This window comes from Gimibacter soli (genome assembly GCF_028463845.1).
GTDB classification, from domain to species: domain Bacteria; phylum Pseudomonadota; class Alphaproteobacteria; order Sphingomonadales; family Kordiimonadaceae; genus Gimibacter; species Gimibacter soli.
Genome location: NZ_CP116805.1, coordinates 1,790,383 through 1,811,040 on the forward strand (window position 1 = coordinate 1,790,383; position 20,658 = coordinate 1,811,040).

The following is a 20,658-nucleotide window of genomic DNA, read 5'->3' on the forward strand; positions in this document are numbered from 1 at the left end:
GGGTTAAAATGCTCCGGTAGCCGCCAGAAGGAATACCGGAGCATGCCCCAGACTATCGACCCCATTTTTCAGAACTTCCGCCACTATAATACCGCGCGCGTGCCCCGCTACACGAGCTACCCGACGGCTGTGCAGTTCCATGACGGCATCACGGCTGACGACCAGCAGCGGTGGCTGATGGAAGTCGGGCCAGACCAGAGCCTTTCCCTCTATTTCCACATTCCTTTCTGCCAACAGCTTTGCTGGTATTGCGGCTGCAACACGACGGTGACGCAGAACACGGGCCGCATGACCCGCAACACGCGTGCGCTGGTGATGGAAATTGAAAGGGTCGCGGACCTTCTGCCGCCGAAAATGGCGGTGCGGCACCTGCATTTCGGGGGCGGCACGCCGACATGGTTGCCGATGAGCGACATGGCAGCACTCGTCGCCCTCGTGCGCAAGCGCTTCAACCTGTTGCCGGATGCCGAGCTTGCCATCGAGATCGATCCCCGCACCATGTCGCGGCAAAAGGCCGGGGCACTTGCCGTGATGGGCTTCAACCGCGCAAGCCTTGGCGTGCAGGATTTCAATCCGGCTGTTCAGGCGCTGATCAATCGTATCCAGCCACCGCAGATGGTGGCTGATTGCATCACCTGGCTGCGCGACGCCGGGATCGATGCGATCAGTATGGACCTGATTTATGGCCTGCCGGGGCAAACCACCGAGGGACTGGTTGAAACCGTGCGTCAGGCTGTGCGCATGAAGCCGCAGCGCGTGGCGCTTTTCGGCTATGCGCACCTGCCATCGCGGCTGAAACACCAGCGCATGATCGCGAACGATGCATTGCCCGGCGCCGAAGCGCGGCAAGATGCTGCCGAGGCCGCCGCCGCCGCACTGGTCGCCGCAGGCTATGATGCCATCGGCTTCGATCACTTTGCGCTGCTTGAGGACACATTGGCCGTTGCCGCGCGAGAAGGACACCTGCGCCGCAATTTCCAGGGCTATACAAACGACCCGGCCGATGTGCTGATCGGCTTTGGCGCTTCGGCGATCAGTGAACTGCCGGGCGGATACATCCAGAACAGTGCCCACATTGGCCAGTATGAAGCGGCGATTGAGGCGGGCGGCCTTGCCGGTGATCGCGGCGTGGCGATCACGGCGGATGACCGATTGCGCCGGGCGGTGATCGAGGCGCTCCTTTGCCAGTTCACGGCGGATGTCGGTGCGATCTGCAAGGCGCAGGGCCGGGCCGAAACAGCCCTTGATTCCGAAATCCTGCGGCTGACGCCCTTGCGCGCCGACGGGCTTTGCAGTGTGAAGGGCCGCACGGTGACCATCCCGCCCGTCGCCCGCAACCATGCCCGCGTCGTTGCCGCCACGTTCGATGCTTACCTTGTGCCGGAAGCGGCAAGACATAGCGTTGCAGTCTGATCAAAGTCGCGCTACTTTGTGATCACATTTCCAAACGGGGGATAGATCATGCGGTATGTGACGAAGACTTTCGGTGCGGGCGTGGCGCTCGCAGCCCTTCTGGTGGCCGGTTGCGGCGAGAAGGCGGGCGACAATGACGCAGCGAAAGGCCCGGTCGCCGACCGGGTGATCGTCGGCGCCACTATCTACACGGTTGACGGTGACAATCGCGTTGCCGATGCGATGGCTGTGCGGGAAGGCAAAATCCTTTATGTCGGCGACCGCGCCGGCGCGCAGGCCTATGTGGGCGATGGCACGCAGGTTGACGTGCTGGACGGCAAGGTCATCTTCCCCGGTTTCACCGATACCCACGCTCATGTGGCTTCGGGCGGCGAGGAACTGAACGGCCTGTCGCTCACCGGCGTTGGCTCGGTTGAAGAGATCATCGCCAAGGTCAAGGCCTATGCCGATGCGCACCCGGACCTTGATATCATCGTCGGCCGTGGCTGGGACCTAACCCTGTTCCCCGGCGCCAACCCCTCGAAAGACCTTCTGGACGCCATCGTGCCGGACCGCCCGGTTTATCTTGAAGGCGCTGACGGCCATAACGGCTGGGCCAACTCGAAAGCGTTTGAAGCCGCCGGTATCACCAAGGATACGCCGGACCCGGCCAAGGGCAGCTTCGCCCGCCTTGCCGACGGTACGCCTTCGGGTGCGCTGCGCGAGGAAGCAAACGGTGCCATCTCGGCCCTGTTGCCCGCGCCGACGAAAGACGGTGTGATGGGCGATATCCGCCGCGGCATGGCCTTCCAGAATATGCAGGGCATGACAGCGATGGTGGACGCATCCGTCACCGACAGCATTTATAACGAGGCTTTCCTTGATCTCGCCAAAGACCCCGCGCTGCCGCTCCGCATGAAGCTCTCCTTCCTGCCGGGCAAGACGTGGGAAGACAGCTTCACGACCATGGAAACCGTTGACGAGCATGTCGCCGCCGTGGTGAAGCGCCGTGACGCGTTCCGCGCTGTGAATGCGGGCCGCGTGGACGGCGACGGCATCAAGATTTTCGTCGATGGTGTGGCGGAAAACTTCACCGCTGCGGTTATCGAGCCCTATGTGAATATCCCGGACGGCCATGATCATCACGGTGTGATGAACCTGACGCCCGAAGCCCTGACAGCATTCGTGACCGGTGTGGACAAGGAAGGCTTCAATGTCCTTTTCCACTCACTCGGCGATCAGGCCGTGCGGTCGGCCCTTGATGCGGTCGAGAATGCGGAAAAGGTGAACGGCCCGCGTGACCGCCGCCATCATCTGTCGCACCTTGAGTTCGTCGATCCCGCCGATATCCCGCGCTTCAAGGAAATCGGTGCGGTCGCCAACCTGCAGGCCCTGTGGCACTTTGCCGATACCTATATTACCGACCTGACCCTGCCGCATATCAAGGAGGATCGTCAGCGCTGGATCTATCCGGCCAAGAGCTTCAAGGATGCAGGCGTGAAGCTTTCGTGGGGCAGCGACTGGCCGGTTTCAACCTCCGACCCGTTCGACAGCATCGAAGTTGCCGTTACCCGGCAGGATCCGCGCGATGCCACCAGCACGCCTTTCATCCCGGAAGAGGCCCTGACGGTGGACGACATGATCCATGCGCTGACCATCAATGGTGCCTGGATCATGGGGCAGGATACGGTGCGTGGCAGCCTCGAGGAAGGCAAGCTCGCCGATTATATCGTCGTGACCGCCGACCCCTATAAGGTCGCCCCCGCCGATATTTCGGAAATCGAGGTGCTGGAAACCGTTGTGGAAGGTGTTACGGTTTACACGAAATCGAACTGACAGGCCGGGGAGGGCCGCGATGAAGAAACTGGCGCTTGGCCTCGCGGCCCTTTTTTCGATTGTCCTGATTGCCGTGCTCGCGCTCGGTCCTGAATATGCCGACAAAAGCATTAACCGGGTGGTGCAGGGGCGCCAGCCGGTGACGGTGACGGCAGAGGCGAAAGCGCTGAACGACCGGCTCACCATCATGGACTGGCATGCCGATACGCTTCTGTGGGATGCGCGGCGCAACATGCTGCGCTCCCACGATTATGGCCATGTGGATGTGCCGAAGCTGAAGGCCGGCAACATCGCGCTGCAGATGTTCACCACCGTCACTAAATCTCCCGAAGGCCAGAATTACGAGGAGAACGACGCTGACAGCGACACGATCACGCTGCTCGCCAAAATCCAGCGTTGGCCGCTCCGCACCTGGGACAGCCTGCTGGAGCGCGCTCTTTTCCAGGCGCAGCTTCTGGCACAGCGGGTGGATGAAAGCGGTGGCGACATGATTTTCGTGCGGAGCCGGGACGACCTTGAAGCCGTGCTGACCGCACGTAGCGACGGCCGCCGCGTGATCGGCGCGCTTCTCGGCACCGAAGGCCTGCATCCGCTGGAAGGCGAGCTTGAAAATCTGGACAAGATGGAAGCCGTGGGCTTCCGCATGTTCGGCCTCACCCACTTTTTCGATAACGAACTTGGTGGGTCGTTGCACGGCAAAACCAAAGCCGGGCTCACCGATTTCGGCCGCGCCGTGGTGCAGAAACTGACAGCAGACGGCATGATCATTGATCTCGCCCACGCCAGCGAACAGATGGCGTGGGATACGCTTGCGATCTCGGACGGTCCTTTCGTTGTTTCCCACACCGGCTTCAAGGGCCACTGCGAGACCCAGCGCAATTTCCCCGATGACCTGATGAAAGCCATCGTCGCCAAGGGCGGCCTGATTGCAGTGGGCGCGTGGGACGAGGTGACCTGCGCCCGCACGGTGGAATCCGTGGCTGCGTCCATCCGCTACGGGGTCACTCTGGTGGGCGAGGACAATGTCGTCCTCGGCTCCGACTGGGACGGCGCCACCGAAGCCATCTTCACCGCCGACCAGATGGCCGAACTCACCGCCGCCCTGCTGGACGTGGGCCTCACCCCCTCCCAGATCGAAAAGGTGATGGGCGGGAACAGCGTGGCTTTCCTGCGGAAGGCGTTGAGGTAGAATTGATCCGCTTCGAGTATGACCAGACCTAGCTCGCCGGCTCGCCCTATTCGGCTCTTGAGGCTGTGGCAGACCGTACATTGAGGGCATTTCCGCCATGAGGCTTCTCATCCGCAGCGATGTGGAAGGTGGTCTGAACGGCATATGCCCGGCGTGGGTGTAGGTATGGCTTCTGCAGTATGTGCGCTAAAGGTAGATAGGCCGCTCCGCATTTTCACCTTGCAGCGTTCCCTAGTGTAACTACATTGCATCTGGTTGTATCGCTAATCGTTTGGCGATACAGGAGATATTGAACCGGGTGAGCAGGGATATTTTCAAGTATGTTGAAAATGAAGATGAAGGAAGTCTCTCAGGAGATTCGGGTTGCGTCCCAGATTTTGTTTGTTTTTTTGGCCATTTTTTCGTCTTCAAGTTGTGCGAAAGACGATCAAGGCGGCGACAGCCACCTTCGTGTTACGGATGAATTTGTGCGGCTATATATGGAGGGGAAACCGCGAGAAGCGATCCGCCAGACGTTCGACCGAAGGGACTTTCTGACGACCCGGAAACAGGAAATTGAACTCGTGATCCTGAATGCCGAACAGGCCCTTGAGAAGCTCGGTAAAATAAGCGCTTTTGAAATGGCTTGGGAGCAGAAACTATCTGAACACGTCTATTATGTGGCCTATCAGATGTTTACGGATCGCTTTCCCATATACATCACGTTCTTTCTTTTTAAATCGCAGGACGGCTGGGTCATCTCCCATTTCAACATGAATAATGTTCGGTATCTTCTGGATCCCGTCGCCAACGGGGCAGATGAAGTGCCGGACGCTGTTCAAAACCTGACGGATGCCATGATGCAGGAATTTGTCGTCGGCAATTATGAAGATGGCCTAGAAAAGGGCTTCGTCGGTGCGGAAGAAATCCTGACTGATACCTTCAAATCAGGTACGCGAAAGCAGATGGAATTCCTCGAAAGTATTCTGGGCGAGCCCACAGCCTACGAATTGGCGAGTGCCGAACGCCTTTCCAGCAGAAGCATTCGGCTTGTGTATTTCCTGCTCCTTGAGTCCCATCCGCTGGCGTTTGAATTCAACTTCTTCGAGAAGGCCGACGGGACTTGGGTGATCGCAGATTTTAATTACAACGACCAATTCAAAGGGATTGTGGCGCTGAAGCCCTAGGCTTCGGCAGTCACTCTCGCGTCAGTTTCACAGTTGCCTGTTTGCTGTCGGGCAGGACGACCATGGCGTCGTGGCCGTGCACATAGGCGCGCAGGCGCAGGCCGTCGGCTTCTTCGGGCAGCTGTTTGGCGAGCAGGCCTGAGATCGGCTGCAGCGGGGTGAAGTCGACGATGATCGGGGTGCCCGGCTTCACATCGGGCAGCATCGGGCGCATCCACACAGGGATATCTTCCCACTTCATCTCGCCGATCGCGATCACATCAAGCCCCACGGCTTTCGATCCGTTGGCGATGGCAAATTCATGGGCGAAATTGCCGATGGTGAAGCCGCGCACCGGGCTCATGCCCCGATACATATGATAGCTGCCCATCTTGAACATGGCCTTCACCGGATGCTTCTTCGCGGCCACGCTGTAGCGCGCCATGAACTGTTTCTTGAACAGGGCCTCGCGCCAGGTGTTGTTATAAAGCCCCACATATTCGCCCTCCATGCCGCGGCGGTTGAAGGAATAGATTTCAGCACTGTGGATGAGGCGTGCGAGCAGGATGTCGCCTTCTGATCCGGCTTTCAGGCCAAGTGCAGCCTGCAGCGCCTGCAGGCGGCCGAGCGTGCCTTCGTCGTCATGGATATAGCCGCCGAGGTTCGTGAAGCTTTCCTTCTCGCGGGCGACTGCAAGTTCGGCTTCCACAAGCGGACGTTTTGCCTTGGGCGCAAGGGCAGCGATGCGCTCCAGATACCGGATCGCACCTTGTGCCTGCTCGATCCCCCACAGGTCGGCGATTTCAGTGACACGGGCATAAAGCGCCAGATCCTGATCGGACGAGAAGCCGATATGGAAGGGATAGTCTTTGGCGAGCTTGGCGATTGCCGGCAGGTTGCCGCGATATCCCTTGCCGCTGATCGTTTCCATGGCGAGCGGATCATTCTCCACCACGAAGGTATTGAAGCCTTCCTGCGCCTTCAGGTCGCGGAACAGGCCTTCGGCGAAGCGGGGGATTTCATGATCGAAATGTTCCTCGCCCAGCAGCACGAACTGCGCACCTTTGACGAGGGTGGCAAGATGCGTGGCACCGGGGCCGGAAAGGCCTTCCTCGGAATAGGTGAAGGAGAGTGTGGCGGCGGCAACGACGGCTTTCGTGTCGGGCGGTGGCAGCTTTTCATCATGGGCCTCTGCTGGCAGGCCGGTTATCAGTAACAGGCCAAGGAAACCGGCAACGCGAACGCCTTGAAAAAGCTTCATCCCACTCACCCCCGAAATGTGGTCCCGCCGAAGTCTATGCTGGCGCGCAGGAAAAGGCGAGGGGGCAGACACTGCGGATGAAGGGTGCGCAGCGCGCTCCTTTCAGGATTCGCTTGCAGCGCGAATTGCGGCGTGGCTAACTCTGGGCGTGAGCCTGGAGGATGCCATGTCCATTCGTTCCCTCAGGCGGCCATTTCTTTGTTCATTGTTGATGTTGTTCCTGTCGGGCTGCCTGCTTGAAAGCTTCCGTCTGCCGGAAGACTATCGTGCTGCCAACATCGGGGCTGTGCTGCCCTGGGATGCCGCAACGCTGTTTGCCGAAGATGGCGGGCAGGGCCTTTATCTGCGTTTTGTGCCGGTCGGGAAGACTTCCTACGCGCTGGAGCAGGTGGCGACCGACCCGAAATCCGGCGATGCCGCCATGACGGTGCTGACCGCCCACCTCAATCCCCTTGGCGGGGACTGGTATGCGCTGCACTGGGTGAGCCACGACCGCACTTCGCAGGGCTATAACCTGCTGCATGTGGGCAAGGATTTGCTGCGTGTCGTGGTGCCTGCGGGCGCCATGCAACGGATTGCTGAAACTGCGGCCACGTACGGTGGCAAGGCGGAGGTTGCAGGGAGCGACATCGGCATCAGCGGCATGGAGGAGCGGCAGGTGCTTGCCCTTCTCGGGGTAGCCAAAAACTTCGCCGGCTACAGCTTCCGAAACTTCAGGCACGCCGATGCTTACCCGGCAGATGTGGCCAGCAAAGCCTATGCCTCGATCGTCGAACCCGTCATGCGGCTGAAGCCGGCGGACTTTGGCGGCAGTGCCGGGCTTTACCGGATGACCCGCTATTTCTTTGCACTCGCCGAAGAGGAAAGGGCAGTCGGCTATTATGCACTCGCCCGTTTCGCAGCAAGCGGCTGGGGCCTCACCCGCGACGAGGCGTTCGCCGATGACATGGCCGCGAAGGCGGTGGCGGGCGGTGTGGCACAAGCAACAACCGTTCGCGGTTATCTGCGTCTGTTTGGCCGAACGACGCCTGCAGACTATCCCGCAGCGGTCGACTTTTTGCGGGCGGGGATGGCTGCGGGCGAAAGCCGGGCACCCGCCTATCTGGGCTTCGCTTACCGGAACGAGCTTGGCGTCGACTATGACGAGGCAGAGGCAATCCGCCTTTATGAGGCGGGCGCCGCGCGCGCGGACCCGTTTGCCTTGACCGAGCGGGCCGACATGATGATTGCCGACCCTGGCCGCAGCCGGAACAAGGCACGCATAATCGAACTGCTGGAACGCGCGGCAGCGCACGACAGTCTTCATGCCATGTATATGCTTGGCGAGGTTTACGAGTGGGAGCCGGAAACATGGCCGAAGGCAGTGGGCTGGTATCGCCGTGCGGCATTCGGCGGCCATGCGGAGGCGCAGGCCGCTTACGGACGAATGCTCGATATGGGGATCGGGGGAACGCCTGATCCCGCAGCCGCACGCCACTGGATACGGCTCGCGGCAGTAGGGGGCAGCGAGACAGCGGCGGATGAAATGGTGCTGAATGACTGGTCGCCGCTTGTCACGATGCCGGGCGCCGGTGCTGTGCCGCCGAAACTTCATCTTTACGAGCTTCAGGACTGGGGCGTGCCTGCCGACGCGCGTGACAAGCCCGACTACCGGGAAAGCCCGCAAACCCCGCTCGTCGCGCCGGGGGCGCGCACCATCGCGACCTATCAGCTGAAAGCGTTGATTGATGAGGGCGGACGTCCATTGCTCATCGATGTCAACCGGACGGCCCAGCACGGGCGGATGCCGGGCGCCGTTATCAAACCAGACCTTGGCTATTGGCCATCGGATGGGCGGCTGGTCTCGGCTGCCCTTGAGGGCCTGACAAGCGGTGACCGCACCCGGCCGCTGGTCTTTTTCTGTGCCGGTTCCGAATGCTGGTACAGCTGGTTTGCCGCGCGCGCGGCGGTCGAGCTCGGGTACGAGGACGTTCTTTGGTATCGCGGCGGGATTTCTTCGTGGCGGGCGGCAGGACACGCGGTCACAGACATCCCGAAATCGGAATGAGAAGCGTCATGGAAGCGGAGAAAGCCATGAGGAAGATATCGTTGATCCTTGTTTTCGCTATTGCATCATTCGCTTCGCCGGCCACGCCGGATGCTGCGGCCCAGTCGCGGGAAATTACCGAACGGGGCAAGGCCTGCGAGGCCTATGCGCTGGCGAACCTGCCGAAATTCCGGCACGGCGCTTTCATTACGCGCTGCCGGATGGGCAAGCAGCCGGTCGAGGAAATGGGCGCCAAGGAGCAGGAAGGGGTGCAGCGGATGCGCGAAGACAACGCAAGACGCTTCCCAACCGAAACGGTCGTTCCAGGCGCGATCAGCAACTGCGAACGATCTTCGGCCATGCCGGGGCTGCCAACCTACGACTGTGCCTGCATCAAGGGCGCGGCGGAGGGGCATCTGGCGGCAGGTATTCTGTTCAACGAACAGATCCGCGACCTGCAGTTCGACCGGGCAGCCTGTCTCGACCGCAAGGCAACCTTCGAAAAATATGCGATGTATGAGGCCAACAGCCCGCTGTTCCAGCGCAAGACGGACGGCATCGCCCTCGCCAAATGCCGCGAAGGCCTTTATGACGAGGCGCTGGATGGGTGGCTTTTCGAGAAGGTCGAAGACATGCGGACGCATCTTTTCGAGAAGGGCTGCCCGATGCGCAAGTTCCCGGTCGGCAAGGCCTCCTGACGGAAAGCCTCAGTCGAACAGCTTGTCGATGTCAGCCTGTGTCTGGGCTGCTTCTTCCTCGGCATGATCCACAATCTCGGCCTTGGTGGCGGCCTTGACGCCTTCAAGCTTGCCGTGGATCAGCTGATTGAGCGTCATCAGCATGCCTTGCACCTGTTCGATCCGTGCCTTGATGAGGGCGGCGGCGTCGCCGGTCAGGCCGCGTTCGGCGGCGCCCACCTTGTGAAGGCCGGCGACGGTGCCGACGATCAGCTTGTCGAGTTTCGCACAAATGGCTTCGAAGGGCTTGCGGATCACGTCGGGCGCGATGCCATAGGCCTCGATCGCCAGCTTCTTCGCGGTGAAGCCGCTATCCTCGAAATGCTGGACATAGGATTTGGGCGCCCAGTCGTCGCAGTCCTCGATCATGTCCGGCATGTCCGGCAGCATTTCGAGAAGCATGACAATCTCGTTGTAATGATTGAGATAGTCCGTCGCCAGGAAGCTCGCCGGATTGATATTGGCGGCCTCAAGGCGTCCCTGCAGGGCAAGTTGTGCGTCGGTGTAGACAATGCTCATGGGTAATGAAAGCTCTTGGACAGCGAGATTAACAACACAAACCGACCCCCGAGAAGCACCATAGCGTGTGCTTCTTGTCATAGGGTTAACGCGACTGCAATTTTAATCGGTGCTGTCGCACGCCTGTCATAAATCGCCGCTAAGGCGCTGCCGCCCCAAAAGAAAAGGGCCGCACGCAGCGACCCTTTTCCGTCCCTTGATCTGAAAGCCCGGATTACGAGCTGTAGTACATGTCGAACTCTACCGGATGCGGGGTCAGTTCCATGCGGTGCACTTCTTCCCACTTCAGTTCCATGTAGGCATCGATCTGGTCGTCGTTGAACACGTCGCCGCGCTTCAGGAAGTCGCGGTCGGCGTCAAGGCAGTTGAGCGCTTCACGCAGCGAGCCCGCCACGGTCGGCACACCGGCCAGTTCTTCCGGCGGCAGCGCGTACAGGTCCTTGTCCATGGCGTCGCCCGGATGGATCTTGTTCACGATACCGTCGATACCAGCCATCAGCATGGCTGCGAAGGCGAGGTACGGGTTGGCAAGCGGATCCGGGAAGCGGATCTCGACGCGCTTGCCTTTGGGGCTCGTCGCGAACGGGATACGGCACGAAGCCGAACGGTTGCGCGCCGAGTAGGCGAGCAGAACCGGTGCTTCGAAGCCCGGGGTCAGGCGCTTGTAGCTGTTGGTGGTCGGGTTCGTGAAGGCGTTGATGGCCTTCGCGTGCTTGATGATCCCGCCGATATAGTAGAGAGCGGTTTCAGAGAGGTCAGCATAACCATTGCCGGCGAAGAGCGGCTTGCCATCTTTCCAGATCGACTGGTGGGTATGCATGCCCGAACCGTTGTCCATGGCGATCGGCTTAGGCATGAAGGTTGCCGTTTTGCCGTAGGTATGGGCGGTTTGCTGCACACCATATTTGTAGATCTGCACGTTGTCGGCAGTCTGGACGAGGGTCGAGAAGACCACGCCGAGCTCGTGCTGGGCGGTTGCCACTTCGTGGTGGTGCTTGTCCATCTTCAGGCCCATCTCGGTGAGGACCTTCACCATCTCGCCGCGCAGGTCCTGGCAGGCATCAACCGGCGGAACCGGGAAATAGCCGCCCTTGGCACGCGGGCGGTGGCCCATGTTGCCTTCTTCATACTTGCGGTCGCTGTTGTACGGGCCTTCGATATCGTCGATCTCGTAGGAAGCGCCGTTGTAGCCAACCTTGAAGCGAACGTCGTCGAACACGAAGAATTCGGGCTCGGGGCCGAAGAAGGCGGTGTCGCCGATACCCGAGAACTTCAGATATTCTTCAGCTTTCTTCGCGGTCGAGCGCGGGTCACGGCCATAGGGCTGGCCGGTGATCGGGTCGAGAACGTCGCAGAAGAGGATGATCGTGCTGTCAGCGAAGAAGGGGTCGATGGTGACGGCATTGAGGTCAGGCTTCAGCACCATGTCGGACTCGTTGATGGCTTTCCAGCCCGAGATCGACGAACCGTCGAACATGAAGCCGTCGGTCAGCATGTCCTCGTCCACGACATCGGCGCACATCGTCAGGTGCTGCCACTTGCCGCGCGGGTCGGTGAAGCGAAGGTCGATCCAGTCGGACTCGGTTTCCTTCACAAGCTTCAGAAAGTCCTGAACACTAAGGTTCGTATATTTCGACATGGGTCACTTCCTCTGGTAGTCGCCGCCCCGCCCGGGCGGCTTTTTATGGATAGGGTGGGTTAAATGGCGTCGAGGCCGGTTTCGCCGGTACGGATACGAATCGCATCCTCGATCGTTGAAACAAAAATCTTGCCGTCGCCGATACGGCCCGTATGCGCAGCAGACTGGATCGCTTCCACAGCCCGCGCGGCCTGGGTGTCTTCTACAATGAGCTCGATTTTGACCTTGGGCACAAAATCGACCACATATTCGGCGCCGCGATAAAGTTCTGTATGGCCCTTCTGGCGACCGAAGCCCTTGGCTTCAAGGACGGTGATGCCGGAAATGCCGATATCATGCAGCGCTTCCTTCACCTCATCGAGTTTGAAGGGCTTAATGATAGCTTCGATTTTTTTCATCATTTTCTTGGCAGACTGTTATTTCTGGACACACGCTTCATAGCATGCGGCGTGCCAGTTTGGTGCAGCGCGGAAAACGGCGGATTCCGGTGTCCGGTCGGGCAGGGAACAGGCAGGTTGGTGCCTAAAAAATGGGCACATGCTGATTTTTGTAACATTTCCATCAAACTGGCGAAAACAGCGCCGGTGCTAAAAGTGGTCTTGACGTCGGGAGGCCCCCCGGTATAGGAGAGGCCACCTCAAGACGATGGCGGGTGTAGCTCAGTCGGTTAGAGCGCCAGATTGTGGCTCTGGAGGTCGCCGGTTCGATTCCGGTCACTCGCCCCATATTTTAAAATAAGCCCCTTCCGGGGCTTGTTTTTTTTGTTAGACTGCGCCGCGTTTTTCGAAGGGGGAGGACTCGGCTTGAGTGTAACGGTTTCCTGGAAGGCGGCGGGCCATGCCCTGGTGTCGCCAAGCGAGATGGCTAAAGCCGACCGGTTGGCGGTCGAAGGCGGGGTTCCGAGTGCTGATCTGATGGAAGCGGCGGGCCGCGCCGTTGCCGATCTCGCAGCCGAAACCATGAGCGCAAGACGCGCCTCAGGCCCCATCGTTGTCCTTGCCGGCCCCGGCAATAATGGCGGCGATGGCTTTGTTTCTGCACGATATTTGCGCGAATGGGGATTCGACTGCGCGGTCATGCCGCTCGGTGATCCGGCAGCCCTGAAGGGTGACGCCGCGCTGATGCGCGACCGGTTCGATGGCCCGGTGATCGAGGCGGCCCCCGATGCGCTTGCCGATGCTGCCATGATCATCGACGCCCTGTTCGGGGCAGGTCTCAACAAGCCTCTCGAAGGGATGGCTGCCGAGCTTGTCGACGCGGCGAACGAGTCGCGGGCGATTCGCATCGCGGTCGATTTGCCGAGCGGCCTCTGTGGCGCCACGGGCCGGGTAAGCGGTTCCTGCTTCCGTGCTGACGCCACTGTCACCTTCTTTGCGCCGAAGCCGGGGCACATTCTCGCACCCGGTCGTTTCCTCTGCGGCGGGCAGGATCACCTGCATGTGGCGGATATCGGCATCAAGGATGCCATCCTCGCGAAAACCGGCGCCAATACCTATTTGAATGACCCTGGCCTTTGGGGCCTTGATTATCCGCACGCGGGGCCGACCTCGCATAAATATGTGCGCGGGCATCTTCTGGTGCTTGGCGGGCGCGAACCCGCGCTCGGTGCCTGTAGGCTGGCGAGCATCGCGGCCCTTCGGGTGGGCGGCGGCCTTGTGACGCTGGCAGCCCCCAGCGAAACCTATCCCATCCAGGCCGGCGCGCTGACCGATGTGTTGGTGCGCCGTATTGATTCCAACTTCGGCTTCCTTGGCATTCTGGCCGACCCGCGCATTGCGGTAACCCTGTTGGGGCCGGGTGCCGGTATCGGCGAGAAAACGGCGGAGCTTGCGATCCGTGCGCTCGAATCCGGGCGCAATGTGGTGCTTGATGCCGATGCGCTGTCCTCCTTCGCCGGGCGGCTTGATGCGCTCGCCGTGCAAAACAAGGCCGACGTGGTACTGACCCCGCATGAGGGCGAGTTCGCTCGACTGTTCAGTGATCTGGACCCGAACGAAGACCGGCTGGGTGCAGCCCGCAAGGCGGCGAAGCGGGTAGGGGGCATTGTCGTTCTTAAAGGGGTGTCGACTGTGATCGCGGCGCCGGACGGGCGCGCAGCCATCAATGCGAACGCGCCGGCATGGCTTTCGGTTGGCGGCACGGGGGACGTGCTTTCCGGCATGATCGCGGGCCTGATGGTGCAAGGAATGCCTGCGTTTGAAGCAGCTTGCGCGGCGGTGTGGCTGCACGGTGAAGCGGCCATGGGGATAGGCCCCGGCATGATCGCTTCGGACCTTCTGGACGCCATTCCTTCCGTTCTTCCCTGAAACGCTCAAATTCCGGGCAAATCGGCGACAAAAAAGCTTGTGCCTGTGTGCGCGCCTGCTATAACGCCCGGCAGCAAACCGGCGACCGGCGGGGGGAGTCTGTACTTTTTCCATCGCTCGGGGGTTGGCGGGGCGGACTGGCCGAGCGCGGCTGTCGGCTGGACCAAAGGCTGCGGGCGTGGCGGAACTGGTAGACGCGCCAGATTTAGGTTCTGGTGTCCTTCGGACGTGGGGGTTCAAGTCCCTTCGCCCGCACCAATTGGTCCCTGACGTGAATGCGCACACCCGCCGGGTGAAGACAACTTTGAGAAAGAATGGGTTTACAGATGCAGATCCAAGAACTGCTGAATGAAGGTCTGAAACGCGAGTTCAAGGTGGTAGTGACCGCCGACGACCTGAGCAAACGCCTTGACACCATCCTCGCCGACTTCGGCGCCAACAGCCGTATCAAGGGCTTCCGCCCCGGCAAGGCTCCGCTGTCGCTCCTGAAAAAGATGCACGGCGAGCGTGCTATGGGTCAGGTGATTTCGGAAGCGGTTCAGGAAACCTCGCAGAAGGTTTTTGAAGAGAAGAACCTGCGCCCGGCTACCCGTCCGGAAGTAGAGCTTGGCGACTATGCCGATGGCAAGGACCTCGAGTTCACCATCAAGGCTGAAATCCTGCCGCAAATCGACATTTCGGGCTTCAAGGCACCGAAGCTCGAGCGTTGGGTTGCCGAAATCGCTGACGCCGACGTTGATACCGTGCTTGAGCGTATCGCCGGCCAGCAGAAGACCTACAAGGCAGCTGCCAAAACCGCCAAGGCCGCCGAAGGCGATGCCGTGGTGATCGATTATGTTGGTCGCGTTGACGGCGTCGAGTTCGACGGCGGCAAAGGCGAAGGCTTCCAGCTCGAGCTCGGCTCGGGCATGTTCATCCCGGGCTTCGAAGAGCAGCTCGTGGGTTCGAAAGCCGGCCAGGAAGTCCTCGTGAAAGTGACCTTCCCGACCCAGTACCATGCTGAGAAGCTTGCTGGCAAAGAAGCCGAGTTCACCGTGACCGTGAACGAAGTGAAAAAGCCGGCAGACGCCAAGGTTGACGAAGACCTCGCCAAAAACCTCGGCTTCGAAGACCTCGCTGGTCTGAAAGAATCCGTGAAGGGTCAGCTCGAAGGCGACAACAACCGCCTGACCCGCGCCAAGCTGAAGCGTTCGCTCCTTGATGCGCTGGCTGACGACTGGACCTTCGACGTGCCGGCCGGCATGGTCGACATGGAATTCAACGCCATCTGGGAACAGATCAAGCGCGATTCCATCGCTTCGGGCGAAGCCAAGCCGGAAGAGTTCGAAGGCCTGACCGAGCCGAAAGACAAAGAAGAAGCCGCCGAGTTCCGTTCGATCGCCGAACGTCGCGTGCGCCTTGGCCTGCTGCTTTCGGAAATCGGTGTGAAGAACGAAATCCAGGTCACCAACGAAGAAGTCAACCGCCGCATGATCGAGGAAGCCCGTCGCTTCCCCGGCCAGGAAGCCCAGGTGTTTGAATTCTTCCGCAAGAACGAAGATGCCCGCGCCCAGCTGCGCGCCCCGATCTTCGAAGAGAAGGTCGTGGACTTCATCATCGAACAGGCTGATCTGAAGGACAAGAAGGTAACCCGCGAAGCGCTGGAAACCGCCGTCCGTGAAGGTGAGGAAGAAGACGAGAACCCGAAAGCCAAAAAGGCTCCGGCCAAGAAGGCCCCGGCGAAGAAAGCTGCTCCGAAGAAAGAAGCAGCTGCCGAGGAAGCCGCGGCTGAGGAAGCTCCGGCGAAAAAAGCTCCGGCCAAGAAGCCGGCTGCGAAAAAAGCCGCTGCCAAGAAAGCTGAATAAGCTTCTGCCGCTGGCAAACGAATGCGCAAGGGCCCCGGATTTCCGGGGCCCTTTGCTTTTCGGGAAAAGTGGAAAGATTTGACTTGTCGGCCCAAACCTGCGCATAAGCCCCGTGTTGTGCGTTCCAGCCGCGTAGGGCGACCCCATTTGGTCGCAGCCTGTTGAGCGCCCCCGATATACACCGACAAGCCCAGGTACGCGGGGCTTCTCCCAAATGAATGAGAGCCTTTGACGGGCGCCTGCGGGCGGCACCGATGTGCGCCTTTGCGCCTGCACTGGTTTTGTGAGTGAGTTCTTTATGACGACTTTTTCTTCGCTTGGCCTTGCCGAGCCCATCCTGCGCGCCCTCAAGGAAGAAGGGTATGAAAACCCGACCCCGATCCAGGCCCAGGCAATCCCCGAACTTCTGACCGGCCGCGACCTTCTGGGCATCGCCCAGACCGGCACGGGCAAGACGGCGGCCTTCGCGCTGCCGATCCTGCACCGCCTGAACGCTGCCAAGCGCAGCCGCAAGCCGCGGTCTGCCCGCGTGCTGGTGCTGGCGCCGACCCGTGAACTGGCCGCGCAAATCGGCGACAATTTTGAAAAATACGGCCGCCACATGGGCGTACGTGTTGCCGTGATCGTCGGCGGTGTGCGCCCCGGCCCGCAGGTCCGCGCCATGGCGCCGGGCGTTGACGTGCTTGTCGCCACGCCGGGTCGCCTACTCGATCATATCGGCGAGCGGGCGATCTCGATTGCCGAGACCGAAGTGGTGGTGCTGGACGAGGCCGACCATATGCTCGACCTCGGCTTCATCGTGCCGCTGCGCCGGATCATCAAGCACCTGCCGGCCAAGCGCCAGAATCTCTTCTTCTCGGCCACCATGCCGAAAGAGATCGGCGCGCTCGCAGGCGATATGCTGCATGAGCCCGCAAAGGTAAGCGTGACGCCGGTGGCAACCACTGCCGAGAAAGTCCGCCAGCGCGTGATCTTCATCGAGGCAACCCGCAAGCGCGGGCTGCTCGCTGACCTGCTGGCCGACAAAAACTGGCAGCGCACAATCGTTTTCACCCGCACCAAGCGCGGGGCGGACCGGGTGGCGAAATCGCTGGTGGCCGCAGGCATCGAAGCCGCTGCCATCCACGGCGACAAGAGCCAGAACCAGCGCGAACGCACGCTTGAAGCCTTCAAGACGGGCAATGTGCGCGCCTTGATCGCCACCGATATCGCCGCGCGTGGCATCGATGTGGACGGCGTGACGCATGTTGTGAACTTCGACCTGCCGGAAGTGCCGGAAGCCTATGTTCACCGCATCGGCCGCACGGCGCGCGCCGGTAACGCGGGCGAGGCTGTGGCCTTCTGTGCGGATGACGAGCGCGGCCTTCTGAAAGACATCGAGAAGACGACCCGCCAGTCGATCCCGACCGAGGACCGCCGCGACGCGGCAGCCGCGGCAGCGATTGCAGCGGCCGAGCCGGAGCGTCGCCAGCCTGCAGGTCGTGGTGGTCGCGGCCGGAATGGTCAGGCGCCGTCGTCCGGACGCCGTGATGGTGGTCGCAGCGAAGGCCGCAGTGAAGGGCGCCGCGAGGGTCGTTCAGGCGGTGGCCGGGGGCAGGGCACAGCTCGTCCCGCCGATCAGCGCGGGCAATCGTCGCGTGCCGCTGGGGACCGTCGCCAGACGCCCACACCGCAGGGTGCGAACGAAAACACCGCTGGCCTCGCCCGTCTTCTGGGGGCAGCACCCCGTCCGCACAGTGATGAGCGCGGCGAAGGCCGTGGTCAGCAGCGTGAAGGCCAACGGGAAAGCCAGCGCGACGGGCAGCAACGCCGTCGTCGCCGCAGCCGCACGGCCTGATCCGTCAGAACAGAAAAAAGCCCCGCTCCGGCGGGGCTTTTTGCATCAGCCGGACCAGCCGATCTTTTCCATGAAATGTTTGCGGCAGAGCGCGATATAGCGGTCGTTGCCGCCGATCTCGATCGATTGGCCCTGCCGCACCGCGTTGCCGTGCTCGTCGATCCGCAGGTTCATCGTCGCCTTGCTGCCGCAGGTGCAGATGGTTTTCAGCTCGATCAGTTCGTCGGCCACGGCTAGCAGCCATTTGCTGCCTTCGAAGGGGTTCGCCTGGAAATCGGTGCGCAGCCCATAACAGATGGTCGGGATTTTCAGCGTGTCGGCCACTGCCGCCAGCTGGAAAACCTGATCTTTCGACAGGAACTGGGCTTCATCCACCAGCACGCAGTGCAGGGGGCGCTTCTTCAGTTCCATCGTGACGGCATGGAAGAGGTCCGTGTCTGCCGCAAAGGCATGCGCTTCCTCGCTGAGGCCGATACGGCTGTTGATCGCCCCGGCCTTGGCGCGGTTATCGATGGCAGCGGTGAACAGCATCGTGTTCATGCCGCGCTCCCGATAGTTGAAGCTGGCCTGCAACAGGGTCGTCGATTTGCCCGCATTCATGGCGGAATAATAGAAGAACAGCTTGGCCAAGAACGGGCTCCTGATGGCGGGCATGGGTGAAGGCAACTGGCAACCGCGGGCGGGCTGCGGGAAGGCAATAGTTTAGAAGGGGAGATAGGCGATTTGCAACGTCCGTCGGCCATCAGGATCGCAATATTGTGATCCCCTTGATAATCCTGCCTCCGACCGCCATTTGTTCCTTGCCGGGCCAGCGCGCACTTTGCTAGAGCTTGGGCATGTTACCCGCGTATCGTCGCGGGGACCGATATCGAGGGAGCTGAATTTATGGATATCATGGATACTTTTACGAGCACGCTGGTGCCGATGGTCGTCGAGCAGACGAGCCGTGGCGAGCGCGCCTATGACATCTATTCGCGGCTCCTGAAGGAACGCATCATTTTCCTCACGGGCCCGGTGGACGATCATGTATCGAGCCTGATTGTGGCGCAGCTGCTGTTCCTGGAAGCCGAGAACCCCAAGAAGGACATTTCCTTCTATATCAACTCGCCGGGCGGCGTGGTGTCTTCGGGCCTCGCCATGTATGACACGATGCAATATATCCGCCCCAAGGTTGCCACCATGTGCATCGGGCAGGCTTGCTCGATGGGGTCGCTTCTTCTCACCGCCGGCGAGCCGGGTATGCGCTATGCGCTGCCGAACGCCCGCGTCATGATCCACCAGCCTTCGGGCGGTGCGCGCGGCCAGGCGGCGGACATTGAAATCCAGGCACGCGAGATTTTGAAGCTGCGTGAGCGGCTCAACCAGATCTATGTGCAGCACACCGGCCAGAAGCTTGATGTGATCGAAAAAGCGATGGACCGTGACAACTTCATGTCGGCTGAAGAGGCGAAAGCCTTTGGCCTTATTGACGAAGTCTATGTGAAGCGCGACGACGACGCAGCCTGACCCCAAGCCGGCCCCAAGCATGAGAGACCCATGTCCGGGGCCGCATTCTGCGGCTCCGGCGACAAATTTTTTGTTGTATGCGTCTTTTTAACCAGTCTACGATAAACAGGACTGAAGACAGTCTAGAAAACGGTGATGACGTTGAGTAACTCGGACAGCAAAAACACGCTCTATTGCTCCTTCTGCGGCAAAAGCCAGCACGAGGTGCGGAAGCTTATCGCAGGCCCCACGGTCTTCATTTGCGATGAGTGCGTGGAGCTGTGTAACGACATTATCAAGGAAGAAAGCAAGAACGCCCTCGCCAAGAGCGGGGACGGTGTGCCCACTCCCCTCGATATCATGAAAGTGCTGGACGATTATGTGATCGGCCAGAAGGACGCCAAGAAGGTTCTGGCCGTTGCGGTCCATAACCATTACAAGCGCCTGCACCATGCGACGACGAGCACGTCGGATGTCGAGCTCAATAAATCGAATATCCTGCTTGTCGGGCCCACGGGCTGCGGCAAGACCCTCCTTGCCCAGACGCTGGCCCGCATTCTGGATGTGCCTTTCACCATGGCCGATGCGACCACGCTGACCGAAGCCGGTTATGTGGGCGAGGACGTGGAAAATATCATCCTGAAGCTGCTGCAGTCGGCTGATTATAATGTCGAGCGCGCCCAGCGCGGCATCGTCTATATCGACGAGGTCGACAAGATCAGCCGCAAGTCGGACAATCCTTCGATCACTCGCGACGTATCGGGCGAAGGCGTTCAGCAGGCGCTTCTGAAGATCATGGAAGGCACGGTGGCGAGCGTTCCCCCGCAGGGTGGTCGCAAGCATCCCCAGCAGGAATTCCTGCAGGTGGACACCACCAACATCCTTTTCATCTGCGGTGGCGCCTTCGCGGGCCTCGACCGTGTGATCGCCAACCGCCTGCAGGGCAAGTCGATCGGCTTCGGTGCCAAGGTATCGGCGCCTGACGAGCGTGGCACGGGTGAACTGTTCCGCGATACCGAGCCCGAGGATTTGCTGAAGTTCGGCCTGATCCCCGAGTTTGTCGGTCGCCTGCCGGTGATTGCAACGCTTGAGGACCTTGATGAGGACGCGCTGGTGCGCATCCTTTCCGAGCCGAAAAACGCGCTCCTGAAGCAGTATCAGTGCCTCTTCGACATGGAGAAGGTGAAACTGACCTTCTCGAACGAAGCGCTGTTCGCGGTTGCCAAACGCGCCATCGAGCGCAAGACCGGTGCACGCGGCCTGCGGTCGATCATGGAGGAGACGCTCCTCGACAGCATGTTCGAACTGCCGTCGATGGACGGGGTCGAGGAAGTGGTGATCAATGCCGAAGTTGTGAACCGCACGGCGAAACCGCTTCTGATCTATGCGGACCGGCGAGAAGAAGCCGGCAAGCCTGCATAATGTGAAAGTTTGAAGGGGTT

At 60.6% G+C, this 20,658-nt stretch carries 16 protein-coding genes and 2 tRNA genes; 13 read left to right on the forward strand and 5 right to left on the reverse strand.

The window, feature by feature from the left end:
- The first annotated feature begins 42 nt into the window (after positions 1-42).
- The 4 genes from hemN to PH603_RS08410 all read left to right on the forward strand — a co-directional run bounded on the left by hemN (position 43) and on the right by PH603_RS08410 (position 5,583).
- Complete coding sequence (hemN, locus tag PH603_RS08395; RefSeq protein ID WP_289505632.1) at positions 43-1,413, forward strand: oxygen-independent coproporphyrinogen III oxidase; 1,371 nt, start codon at positions 43-45, stop codon at positions 1,411-1,413.
- 48 nt (positions 1,414-1,461) lie between these two features.
- Positions 1,462-3,228, forward strand: coding sequence for an amidohydrolase (locus tag PH603_RS08400; RefSeq protein ID WP_289505633.1), 1,767 nt, complete (start codon positions 1,462-1,464; stop codon positions 3,226-3,228).
- Between the two features lie 19 nt (positions 3,229-3,247).
- Positions 3,248-4,417 (forward strand): dipeptidase, encoded by a 1,170-nt coding sequence (locus PH603_RS08405; RefSeq protein ID WP_289505634.1) that lies wholly within the window; start codon positions 3,248-3,250, stop codon positions 4,415-4,417.
- Positions 4,418-4,737: 320 nt separating this feature from the next.
- The gene (locus PH603_RS08410; protein ID WP_289505635.1) at positions 4,738-5,583 is read left to right on the forward strand and encodes a hypothetical protein; all 846 of its coding nucleotides are present in this window, start codon (positions 4,738-4,740) and stop codon (positions 5,581-5,583) included.
- A 10-nt stretch (positions 5,584-5,593) separates the two neighbouring features.
- On the opposite strand, the gene PH603_RS08415 is transcribed toward PH603_RS08410, so the two are convergent.
- On the reverse strand, positions 5,594-6,823 hold the full coding sequence (locus tag PH603_RS08415) for a TraB/GumN family protein (RefSeq protein ID WP_289501819.1): 1,230 nt from the start codon (positions 6,821-6,823) through the stop codon (positions 5,594-5,596).
- Positions 6,824-6,989: 166 nt separating this feature from the next.
- Between PH603_RS08415 and PH603_RS08420 the strand changes: the two genes are divergently transcribed.
- Positions 6,990-8,870: a rhodanese-like domain-containing protein gene (locus tag PH603_RS08420; RefSeq protein WP_289501820.1), complete on the forward strand. Its 1,881-nt coding sequence runs from the start codon at positions 6,990-6,992 to the stop codon at positions 8,868-8,870.
- A gap of 26 nt (positions 8,871-8,896) precedes the next feature.
- Positions 8,897-9,547, forward strand: coding sequence for a hypothetical protein (locus PH603_RS08425; RefSeq protein WP_289501821.1), 651 nt, complete (start codon positions 8,897-8,899; stop codon positions 9,545-9,547).
- A 9-nt stretch (positions 9,548-9,556) separates the two neighbouring features.
- Here the strand turns inward: PH603_RS08425 and PH603_RS08430 are convergent, their stop codons facing one another.
- From PH603_RS08430 to PH603_RS08440, 3 genes are all read right to left on the reverse strand, one after another.
- Positions 9,557-10,105 carry a hypothetical protein gene (locus PH603_RS08430; protein WP_289501822.1) on the reverse strand — a complete coding sequence of 183 codons (549 nt, stop codon included), beginning with the start codon at positions 10,103-10,105 and terminating at the stop codon, positions 9,557-9,559.
- A gap of 214 nt (positions 10,106-10,319) precedes the next feature.
- Positions 10,320-11,744, reverse strand: a complete 1,425-nt coding sequence (glnA, locus tag PH603_RS08435; RefSeq protein ID WP_289501824.1) for a type I glutamate--ammonia ligase — start codon at positions 11,742-11,744, stop codon at positions 10,320-10,322.
- A gap of 59 nt (positions 11,745-11,803) precedes the next feature.
- A complete protein-coding gene (locus PH603_RS08440) occupies positions 11,804-12,142 on the reverse strand; it encodes a P-II family nitrogen regulator (RefSeq protein WP_289505644.1) in 339 nt (112 codons plus the stop codon).
- Positions 12,143-12,392: 250 nt separating this feature from the next.
- Between PH603_RS08440 and PH603_RS08445 the strand changes: the two genes are divergently transcribed.
- The 5 genes from PH603_RS08445 (at position 12,393) to PH603_RS08465 (ending at position 17,731) form a co-directional block, all read left to right on the forward strand.
- A tRNA-His gene (locus PH603_RS08445) sits at positions 12,393-12,469 on the forward strand.
- A 78-nt stretch (positions 12,470-12,547) separates the two neighbouring features.
- Positions 12,548-14,050, forward strand: coding sequence for an NAD(P)H-hydrate dehydratase (locus tag PH603_RS08450; protein ID WP_289501826.1), 1,503 nt, complete (start codon positions 12,548-12,550; stop codon positions 14,048-14,050).
- 172 nt (positions 14,051-14,222) lie between these two features.
- Positions 14,223-14,308: transfer RNA gene (locus tag PH603_RS08455), tRNA-Leu, on the forward strand.
- 68 nt (positions 14,309-14,376) lie between these two features.
- A complete protein-coding gene (gene tig, locus PH603_RS08460) occupies positions 14,377-15,894 on the forward strand; it encodes a trigger factor (protein WP_289501828.1) in 1,518 nt (505 codons plus the stop codon).
- Positions 15,895-16,192: 298 nt separating this feature from the next.
- A complete protein-coding gene (locus PH603_RS08465) occupies positions 16,193-17,731 on the forward strand; it encodes a DEAD/DEAH box helicase (RefSeq protein ID WP_289501830.1) in 1,539 nt (512 codons plus the stop codon).
- A gap of 45 nt (positions 17,732-17,776) precedes the next feature.
- On the opposite strand, the gene PH603_RS08470 is transcribed toward PH603_RS08465, so the two are convergent.
- Positions 17,777-18,361 carry a thymidine kinase gene (locus PH603_RS08470; protein WP_289501832.1) on the reverse strand — a complete coding sequence of 195 codons (585 nt, stop codon included), beginning with the start codon at positions 18,359-18,361 and terminating at the stop codon, positions 17,777-17,779.
- Positions 18,362-18,616: 255 nt separating this feature from the next.
- On the opposite strand from PH603_RS08470, the gene clpP reads away from it, so the two are divergent.
- Both clpP and clpX read left to right on the forward strand, forming a co-directional pair.
- On the forward strand, positions 18,617-19,237 hold the full coding sequence (gene clpP, locus PH603_RS08475; RefSeq protein ID WP_289501833.1) for an ATP-dependent Clp endopeptidase proteolytic subunit ClpP: 621 nt from the start codon (positions 18,617-18,619) through the stop codon (positions 19,235-19,237).
- 135 nt (positions 19,238-19,372) lie between these two features.
- Complete coding sequence (gene clpX / locus PH603_RS08480) at positions 19,373-20,638, forward strand: ATP-dependent Clp protease ATP-binding subunit ClpX (protein ID WP_289501835.1); 1,266 nt, start codon at positions 19,373-19,375, stop codon at positions 20,636-20,638.
- Positions 20,639-20,658: the final 20 nt, after the last annotated feature.